Origin of the sequence: Endozoicomonas arenosclerae (assembly GCF_001562015.1) — a bacterium.
Lineage (GTDB): Bacteria > Pseudomonadota > Gammaproteobacteria > Pseudomonadales > Endozoicomonadaceae > Endozoicomonas_A > Endozoicomonas_A arenosclerae.
Map to the genome: position 1 here is coordinate 20,704 of NZ_LASA01000144.1, position 8,458 is coordinate 29,161.

The 8,458-nt window shown below is 47.3% G+C and carries 10 protein-coding genes; 5 read left to right on the forward strand and 5 right to left on the reverse strand.

Going from position 1 to position 8,458, the window contains the following annotated elements; translation table 11 throughout:
* Window positions 1-82 precede the first annotated feature (82 nt).
* The 3 genes from WG89_RS21915 to WG89_RS21925 form a co-directional block, all read right to left on the reverse strand.
* Entirely contained in the window at window positions 83-1,132 is a 1,050-nt protein-coding gene (locus WG89_RS21915; protein ID WP_062269822.1) for a hypothetical protein, read from the reverse strand.
* Window positions 1,133-1,232: 100 nt separating this feature from the next.
* Window positions 1,233-1,598: a hypothetical protein gene (locus WG89_RS21920; protein WP_062269824.1), complete on the reverse strand. Its 366-nt coding sequence runs from the start codon at window positions 1,596-1,598 to the stop codon at window positions 1,233-1,235.
* A gap of 256 nt (window positions 1,599-1,854) precedes the next feature.
* Window positions 1,855-3,372, reverse strand: a complete 1,518-nt coding sequence (locus WG89_RS21925; RefSeq protein ID WP_062269826.1) for a fumarate hydratase — start codon at window positions 3,370-3,372, stop codon at window positions 1,855-1,857.
* 501 nt (window positions 3,373-3,873) lie between these two features.
* Here WG89_RS21925 and WG89_RS21930 point away from each other — a divergent pair.
* The 4 genes from WG89_RS21930 (at window position 3,874) to WG89_RS21945 (ending at window position 6,630) form a co-directional block, all read left to right on the forward strand.
* The gene (locus WG89_RS21930) at window positions 3,874-4,806 is read left to right on the forward strand and encodes a 2Fe-2S iron-sulfur cluster-binding protein (RefSeq protein WP_062269829.1); all 933 of its coding nucleotides are present in this window, start codon (window positions 3,874-3,876) and stop codon (window positions 4,804-4,806) included.
* 124 nt (window positions 4,807-4,930) lie between these two features.
* Window positions 4,931-5,245 carry a BolA family protein gene (locus WG89_RS21935; protein ID WP_062269831.1) on the forward strand — a complete coding sequence of 105 codons (315 nt, stop codon included), beginning with the start codon at window positions 4,931-4,933 and terminating at the stop codon, window positions 5,243-5,245.
* A gap of 60 nt (window positions 5,246-5,305) precedes the next feature.
* Entirely contained in the window at window positions 5,306-5,740 is a 435-nt protein-coding gene (locus WG89_RS31755) for a hypothetical protein (RefSeq protein ID WP_216638539.1), read from the forward strand.
* 203 nt (window positions 5,741-5,943) lie between these two features.
* Entirely contained in the window at window positions 5,944-6,630 is a 687-nt protein-coding gene (locus WG89_RS21945) for a DUF3313 domain-containing protein (RefSeq protein WP_062269833.1), read from the forward strand.
* Window positions 6,631-6,680: 50 nt separating this feature from the next.
* Here the strand turns inward: WG89_RS21945 and WG89_RS21950 are convergent, their stop codons facing one another.
* Window positions 6,681-7,301: a phosphoadenosine phosphosulfate reductase domain-containing protein gene (locus WG89_RS21950; protein WP_062269834.1), complete on the reverse strand. Its 621-nt coding sequence runs from the start codon at window positions 7,299-7,301 to the stop codon at window positions 6,681-6,683.
* A gap of 215 nt (window positions 7,302-7,516) precedes the next feature.
* On the opposite strand from WG89_RS21950, the gene WG89_RS21955 reads away from it, so the two are divergent.
* Window positions 7,517-8,221: a hypothetical protein gene (locus WG89_RS21955; RefSeq protein ID WP_062269836.1), complete on the forward strand. Its 705-nt coding sequence runs from the start codon at window positions 7,517-7,519 to the stop codon at window positions 8,219-8,221.
* 107 nt (window positions 8,222-8,328) lie between these two features.
* Here the strand turns inward: WG89_RS21955 and WG89_RS21960 are convergent.
* A partial coding sequence (locus WG89_RS21960) for a transposase (protein WP_172806753.1) occupies window positions 8,329-8,458 on the reverse strand: 130 nt, incomplete at its 5' end.

The following is an 8,458-nucleotide window of genomic DNA, read 5'->3' on the forward strand; positions in this document are numbered from 1 at the left end:
AGTTTATATTTTACTGAGTTCTGAAAATTAAGAAGGCCTGAGTACAAATAGCAGTCAGGCCTTTTTTAGTGATCTTTCATGATCAGGGAGCCGCTCCTTGCTCCCGCTGATATTCCTGTAATGCCTGACGAGCCGTATTGAGCCTTCTTGCCAAGTATCGTTCAGCCTCAAAATCCAGGTAAGCATCCAGAGTTCCAAACTCACCTATTTGATCCGGAGTCATCTCTTCAATGGTATTCACTGGCGCCTGAAACACTACGGGATCATTTAATGCCCCACTCTCAACCAGGCCATGGAAATCATCGTTAGTAAATTGTTCAAGACCCTGGTTATGTTGAAAGGTCTGAAGCTGCAAGAAGCTTTTGTAGGCCTTTAGCCCGTCACAAAGGTCATCGCCATTTTCAACACCGAGGTTTCTTATTAAATCCATTAACTGATCCATGAACACCCGCGCCAAATCACCTTCCGGGCTTATCTCATGAATAATGTGAAGTATCTCAACGATATTCTCATCGGTAACATCAATAGGTTCACCGGCAGCATTGGTCAAACCCTGAACATGCTCCATGATCAGGATCTGGGCATCATCATCCACCAGCTCATTAAACCCTCGAACCAAAGCCTCAAGATCCCCAGGATTGGCATCACCCTGCTTTTCGATAATGCGACGCTGCAAGTCCATCAATTGTTGACGAATCTGCTGAACGTTTGCGGCTTCTCCCTGCTGACGATAGGCAATCAGACCAACCAGCTTTTTACCACCCTGTTTGGTTACAGTGAACACAGCACCAAATACTGTTCCACCAATCGCGGCCAACGGAGTCAGTGCGATCAATGCAGGAGATGTAGAAGTCAGTGCCAGACCGGCACCAATGTATTTAAAGGGAGCAACAGGAACAATATTGAATGCATCAGATGCATTCAGCTTTCTATTTTGTGGGCGAAAGACATTCACCCCCTTAATAACGAGATAGCCCGGCAAGCCCACAACAGCCGCCACAGACTTACCAAAAGCCATGCCAACGGCCTTGCCCGCTTTATAGGAAAGCTCAGCAGGCATCATGGCACCCTTGATGGCACCATTCAGGGTTCCTTGGGCTATTGACTGTCCTGTTTCCAAAATACCGGCCATGAATCACTCCTTCGATTAAATCCCTTTCTGGCTCACTTCATACTGAATCAATTTTCACGGAAATTAACTGACAAGCCTGTCAGTATTACTGACCAAAACATCAGTCGTTATCTTTCCGGTATTGATCTCTGATCTGTTGAAGCCTGATCCACTCTTCTTCAGCCGCCAGCAACTCTGAAAACAGCTCGTCACCGACTATGGAATCCTCATCCATCTCTTCTTCGATTTCCTGAGTACTTTCTTCTATCCAGAAGAGCTCGAATCGATCTTCAAGCTGAAGTGTAAGCAAATTGGCACGCACAATTCTTGATTCATCATCAATCCTGATTACATCTTCCTCGCCCCACTCTGAAACAAACCGCTTCAGCCTTGAGAGCAAATTCGACCAAAAGCCTGAAAAGCTTACCCCTGCTGAATGCCTACCCTCTGGGATGGGTTCATGAGACTGATCAGAATCGTCAACCATAATGCGTCCTTACTGCCTGGTCTTATAGTCTGATTATAGAACCCTCTGCCCTATAGCCTACTGTCCAGAAATTGACAGTTTTCAGGTGTATTTTTCTAATTGAATGATTAACGAGCAAAGTGTTTGAGCTGAAAAGCACGAGAGAATCACAGGCGTCTGAACAAGAGCTGTAAAAATCAGGTAACTCTGAGGAATAAAGGTGGGATAGAGCATGGCCAGCCCCGGGAGGCTGACCATAAAAAGACAGGTAAAGGGATTATTTAATCTCCAGCACCTGCTCTTCGATTTTCTGCTTCCAGATTTGCGGTCCGGTTTTATGGACAGAATCACCAGTGTGATCCACAGCCACGGTAACCGGCATATCCTTAACTTCGAACTCGTAGATGGCTTCCATTCCCAGTTCTGGGAAGGCAACGACCTCCGCTTTCTTAACCGCTTGAGACACCAGATAAGCAGCGCCACCCACAGCAATCAGATAAACAGACTCGTTATCCCTGATGGCATCAATAGCTGCATCTCCACGCTCAGCCTTGCCAATCATACCGGCCAGACCGGTCTCTTCCAGCAGGGTTCGGGTAAACTTGTCCATACGCGTTGAAGTAGTAGGTCCAGCCGGGCCAACCACCTCATCACGAACCGGGTCAACAGGACCCACGTAATAGATGAAACGGCCTTTCAGATCCACTGGTAACTCTTCACCACGAGACATCATGTCAATCATGCGCTTATGAGCAGCATCACGTCCGGTCAGAATCTTACCTGACAGCAACACAGTATCGCCTGGCTTCCAGCTTTTGATCTCTTCTTTGCTGATGTCATCTACATTGACCTTGCGAACCCCTTCACTCAAATCCAGAGCCACTTCAGGGTAATCATCCAGACTTGGTGCTTCCTGAATAACAGGACCACTGCCATCCAGAACAAAATGCGCATGTCGTGTAGCGGCACAGTTTGGAATCATGGCAACCGGCAGTGATGCAGCATGGGTTGGGTAATCCTTGATCTTGATATCAAGCACAGTAGTCAGACCACCCAGACCCTGGGCACCGATGCCCAGACTGTTAACCGCATCCATGATTTCAAGACGTAGTTCTTCAACACGATTGCTCGGACCACGTTCTCTGAGTTCATGGATATCAATAGGATCCATCAGGGATTCCTTGGCCAGCACCATGGCTTTTTCTGCGGTGCCGCCAATACCAATACCCAGCATACCCGGTGGGCACCAGCCAGCTCCCATAGTAGGAACGGTCTTCTTGACCCACTCGACAATATCATCAGACGGGTTCAGCATAGCCAGCTTGGATTTATTCTCGGAACCACCGCCTTTAGCGGCTACCTGGATGTCAACGGTATCGCCAGGTACCAGTGTCATATGAATAACTGCTGGTGTGTTGTCTTTAGTGTTTTTGCGAGCGCCGGCGGGATCTTCCAGAACCGAAGCACGCAAAACATTTTCAGGATGAGTGTAAGCACGGCGAACACCTTCATTCACCATATCTTCAACACTTCGATCACTTTCGAAGCGGACATTCATACCGATCTTCAGGAACACGGTCACAATACCGGTATCCTGACAAATGGGTCGCTTACCCATAGCGCACATTCTGGAGTTAATCAGAATCTGGGCCATAGCGTCTTTAGCCGCCTTGGACGGCTCTTTCTTCCACGCATCATGAACAGCGTGGATAAAATCCAGCGGATGATAGCAGGAGATAAATTGCAGAGCGTCAGCTACGCTCTCAACCAGATCCTCTTCACGAATAAGTGTCATTACGCTCCCCAACTCCCATGATCGGTCAAGCTTTGCGATCTTCAAACAATACAGATCTCTGAAGAACAGCCTTCAGGACCCTGGCCAGCTACCCGGCTCTGTTTTTCGGTTCTGGTGTTTGGCTGAAATACTCGCCACACAGATCAGAACATCAATGAAGAACCCTTTGAAACCCGACTGTTTTGGCGGTTTCCTTTGGGCTTCCCCTCCTCATTAGCCCGGCAAGTATATCAATGCTTTGCATTAGAAACAGCCGTGAGCAAAGAAAAACATTTTACGCCATCCTCAAACAGAAACATTGACCCAAGTAAGTAAAAGATTTTTCACAATAGACATTGATTGACAACAGGATCTTTCATTTTTTATCGCAGATGGCCGAAACAAAACGACAGACATTGCTTAGCAAAGTCGCTTCAGTGAGTAATCAGCACAGTCTTCCAGCTGAATGGAAGAACACTACAAGCATTTCCATAATAAAAATCACCAAGGTAAGATACCGCCATGCCTGTTATCACACTGTCTAACCGGTCTTATCCGGTCAATAAAGACAAACGACTGCTGGACTCACTGCTGGAAAATGGAGAAAAAATACCTTTCTCCTGCCGTTCAGGTATTTGTCACGCCTGCCTGCTGAAAGCCGACAGAGGTCAACCTCCTGTAAATAGTCAAACACACTTGAGCAGAGAGAGAGTTCGTGAAGGTTACTTTCTGGCTTGCCAATGCCTTCCGGAACAGGATATGACGGTGTCCCTCCCCACCAGGGAGCACACCCAAGCCATCATTACTGCAAAGCATCTCATTAGCCCTACGGTTGTGAGCCTGGAGCTGGCTGCACGCCATCCTATGGACTACTTTCCTGGACAGCATGTCAGAATAGACACAGGTCTTGAGCTGACAAAAGAATGCTATCTGGCCTCTGTGCCATCACAGGATCGATCCATGGTCATCCATGTCCAGCGCAAGGTTGCAGACCCCTTCAGCATCTGGGCCCACGATTCTACCGCAGTCGGTCAAAAAGTCAGCATCAGCAGCCCCCGTGGGCTGAATCTTTGTGGAAATCTGCTAGACACACCGGATCAAATACTTATCGCCCAGGAAGGATCACTGGCTCCCCTGCTGGCTTACGCCCGATCCAGAGTTCACGCGACCAGCAACCCTCAAGCACTTAAAATACACCTTTTTCAGGAAGCCTCTTCCAGTCATGATCATTATTGCCTTGATCTGCTTACCGCCCTGGCGGAATCGGATCACTTCGATTTCACATTAACTACTGGTCGTCAGGATTACACGTCATGGTTAGAGAAACAGATCAATAGCACGTCCCCCGTCAGAGTGATTTGTGCTGGCGACACCCAGTTCAGCAATCCAATTCATCATTACTGCTCAAAAAAGACCCATATAGAGTGCATTGTCCTCAGTGCTGAGTTTTCCTGAAGGACTGTGTTTGAAACCAACTCCATTCTGATGGTCTTTTTCTTTCGCAAGCCAAGGGAATCCTGTTAGTCTAAAGTCATGAATCTGGCCCTGTAATCAAGATTAAAAAGGTGGAAACGGAAGTATGAGTATGCAAGATCAGGTCAGTAACAAACTGACGACGGCTCTGGACCTGGAGCACTTTGAAATTCTCAATGAAAGCCATATGCATAACGTTCCGCCTGGCTCTGAATCACACTTCAAGGTCGTACTCGTAAGCAAAGAGTTTGAAGACAAAATGCCAGTGAAGCGTCACCAGCTGATTTACAAGATTCTGTCTGATGAAATGCAGGGTGGGATTCATGCTCTGGCTCTACACACATATACCCCCAATGAGTGGCAGGAGCGTCAGGGACAAGCACCAGACAGCCCTGATTGCAAAGGTGGCAGCAAGCACTGACTCGGACGAGTAACATCAAAACCGTAAAACAACGGAGATCCCCTGAAAGTGTGTGGCGGTGTGCAGTTTGATCTGGATGGACAAACCATCAAAACCTATTTCCCCAATCCCAAGGCACGCCTTCCGGTACTGACCCGCCAGGGTCAGCAGGTTCTGGTTCCCTGGGGCCGCCGCGAGAGCCAGATCGGAAACACCCCTCAGGGCGGCTGGGCAAGACTGGAATCAATAAAGAGTGGTAATTGGCGCCGTTTCAATCCACGCCCGGTCAAAATCAGCGTGGACGCTTTTATGGAAAAAGATGAAGCTGGCGAAAGTCACTGGTTTATGCTGGAAAACCAGCAGTTTATCCAGGGTTTGATTGCCACCGACGGCCCGTTCACCCGACTCTATGTGGTCACAGAAGAAAACGAACAGAGCTGTCATAAAAGCCATCGTTGGCCCAGAGTTATGGACGCTCCAGCCCCTATACGCACCTCATCCGGCGGACTCTTTTAATAAAGCGTCTAACCTGCTGCTCTTCTGTCATACTCTACAGTCAGAATGAGTCTGTTATGGCTGGCGACCTCAGGGAAGCTGGCAAACTCAATCTATCGATCCTTATAAAGACTCCTGAAAAAATGACTGGCCAAAGGGGTGAAGTTGGTAGACACTCCGCCCTAAATTAATGCAACCCCCTTAACTCATAAATGACTAGCACCATGACAGCCTATAAAAAGATACGCCGACTTCTGGCATTGCCTTTTATTGCACTCACAGCCCTGCTTCTGACTGCATGTTCCACTCAGCAGAAGATCGATACCGAAGAGCAACCTTACAGCGGTTATCTGGAGCACTATGAGAAACTGACTGCCTTTGATGACGACACGGCCATGCGCTGGGTCAGTGGTGATCTGAAAAAATACAAAAAGGTTTATGTAGAGCCTGTCCAACTCTTCCCTAATTACAACGCCACAAATGATGCCCAAAAAGAAGTTGCCACCAAGGTGGCAGATTACCTGAACAATGGTTTCAAAGAAGGCCTGAGAAAGCGCGGCATGCTGGCAGACAAGCCTGGTCCGGGTGTTCTGGTCATTCAACCGGCCATCACAGGTATTGTGTCTGAAATGAAAGATCTGAGGCCAAGACAGTTTGTATTGCCGGTGGCTGTTGCAAGAACCCTGATCAAAACAGCAACAGACCGTCTGGATTACATCGTGGCACTCTATCTTGAGGTTCAGATGAGAGATGGTGGGACTGGCAAGCTGGAAGGCGAAATTCTGAGAAAGGGTATCGACAAACAGTCAGACAACGATGAAATCACCAGGGAAGATGTAAAAGCTGTTCTGGATGACTGGCTGGAATTTTACAATCACGGTCTGGATGTTATGACCGGTAAAGAACAATAACTTTCAGAACCTCAGGCTGTCACATCATTTGACAGCCTGAATTCCAAGCCTCAGGAAACAGAGGTGTGCAGGCCACACTCTCGATTGCCGATCACTTTGGTCGGATCGTAATAATCTTCCTCGATGGGAAGGTCATTCATCACCAGGTACTCTTCTACATCCAGTTCAGTCCAGTTCAACAAAGGCGCGACCCGGTAATAACCCTCTTTGGTCTTGCTGACCACTTCAAGTCCCTGCCTGAAAGCCGTCTGATCTTTACGGATCGCAGTCAACCAGAAGTCTGGCGCAAAAGTTTGCATCGCCCTGCCAAAAGGTTCCAGCTTAACCTGACGGGTAAACTCATCGTGCTCAGGTGTATCCACCTCAGGCACGCCCCCCATAATGGCATCACGGTAGGCACGACTGTATTCCGGGTGATAGACCTGAATATTCAATTCAAGCTTTTGAATCAGATCGCGGGCAAAACGATAAGTCGCCTCGGTGCCATACCCGGAATCAATCCAGATGACAGGCAGGTCCGGCTGAACACGGGTGGCCATATGCAAAATGGCAGCTTCATGGGGACCAAAGTTGGTGGTAACAACGGGCTTCCCGGCTTTCTGCAAAGTCCAGCGGATAATTTCTTGTGGCGAGAGCTCGGCCAGCTCCCCGTTAATAGTCTCCAGATCCATTGATATTCCCCGAAACGTTTCTTATTCAGCCCGGAAAGGCTGGTTTAGGCAGAACTATAGGTGATGAGAGACCATAGAAGCAATGCAGTAGCTAGAACATATCTTTCTTTGCAAATAGTCAGTTGGACTAATGACCTAAATGTAACAATGAACTTTAGAACATCTTAAGGGTCTTAATTTAAGCAACTGTCAATCCATGGAATAGGAGAAGATGTATGCAAGCAAAACCTTTCACAAAACAGTTATCTGGCATTGTATTCATCTGTTTGCTGCAAATCTCTTTCTCTGTGCTTGCAGACCAGGAACCCACAGCCCCCCCTCTTGAAGAAGCTTTTAGCGAATACTTAGATAAAACCAGAGTCTATTCCCGAAGCAAAACCGGACAAACAGAACAAAGGATTAAGAAACGAGCTAAAAATGCTTTTATATCTTATCTGGACAATCATGCCTATACAGATTCCTGCCCCTCCGCTTCAATGTTGGGATTTCAGTTTTTTGTACATGAATACATCAAGCCCTTCTATGCAGAAACCTTAGTAGCCATCGAGAAGCAGAGTGACTTCGAGCAAGCAGATGCCATGAAACTACGAGCAGAAAAGAAAATTGCATCGTGGAGTGTAAAATATTTCTATAAGAAAATGATTGTTCTACAAGGGCTTGATCAAACAGATAACAGCATTCAACAATCAAAATCTCTTTCACAAGCTGAAGCAGCAAGCCATTTAACAGCCTATCTCACACATTATAATGAAAACGCTGGCAACCCAACTTACCGTGACTTCTACGCACACAAAGGCCATTACAAACAAGCCATCATGGACCAATTTCGATCCGGGGCTTTCCCAGAAACCCTGAGATTCAATTTGACGGCACTACAAAATGGGGCAGAAGCTGATTCAGAGACCTCTGATTTGAAGTAAATGATCCACGTTCTTAGAACGTGGTTTTGCTTTATGCCCCCCCTATAAGGGGGCTGAAACCGCCAGCCTTCAGAGAAGGCTGGTGAGAGTTGCCCCAAGATTGCAGATTATTTCCTGAAATCTATCTCCTGCTGGAGACGTTCTTTCTTTTCTTGGTACTTCACATATTTACGGATCATTTCTGCATCTACTCCGACAGTATCGACACAGTAGCCTTTTGACCAAAAGTGATTACCC

Coding starts and splice junctions, on each gene's coding strand:
- WG89_RS21915 (WP_062269822.1), bottom strand. CDS start 1,132: ATGGCCGGTATTTTGGAAACAGGACAGTCAATAGCCCAAGGAACCCTG.
- WG89_RS21920 (WP_062269824.1), bottom strand. CDS start 1,598: ATGGTTGACGATTCTGATCAGTCTCATGAACCCATCCCAGAGGGTAGG.
- WG89_RS21925 (WP_062269826.1), bottom strand. CDS start 3,372: ATGACACTTATTCGTGAAGAGGATCTGGTTGAGAGCGTAGCTGACGCT.
- WG89_RS21930 (WP_062269829.1), top strand. CDS start 3,874: ATGCCTGTTATCACACTGTCTAACCGGTCTTATCCGGTCAATAAAGAC.
- WG89_RS21935 (WP_062269831.1), top strand. CDS start 4,931: ATGAGTATGCAAGATCAGGTCAGTAACAAACTGACGACGGCTCTGGAC.
- WG89_RS21945 (WP_062269833.1), top strand. CDS start 5,944: ATGACAGCCTATAAAAAGATACGCCGACTTCTGGCATTGCCTTTTATT.
- WG89_RS21950 (WP_062269834.1), bottom strand. CDS start 7,301: ATGGATCTGGAGACTATTAACGGGGAGCTGGCCGAGCTCTCGCCACAA.
- WG89_RS21955 (WP_062269836.1), top strand. CDS start 7,517: ATGCAAGCAAAACCTTTCACAAAACAGTTATCTGGCATTGTATTCATC.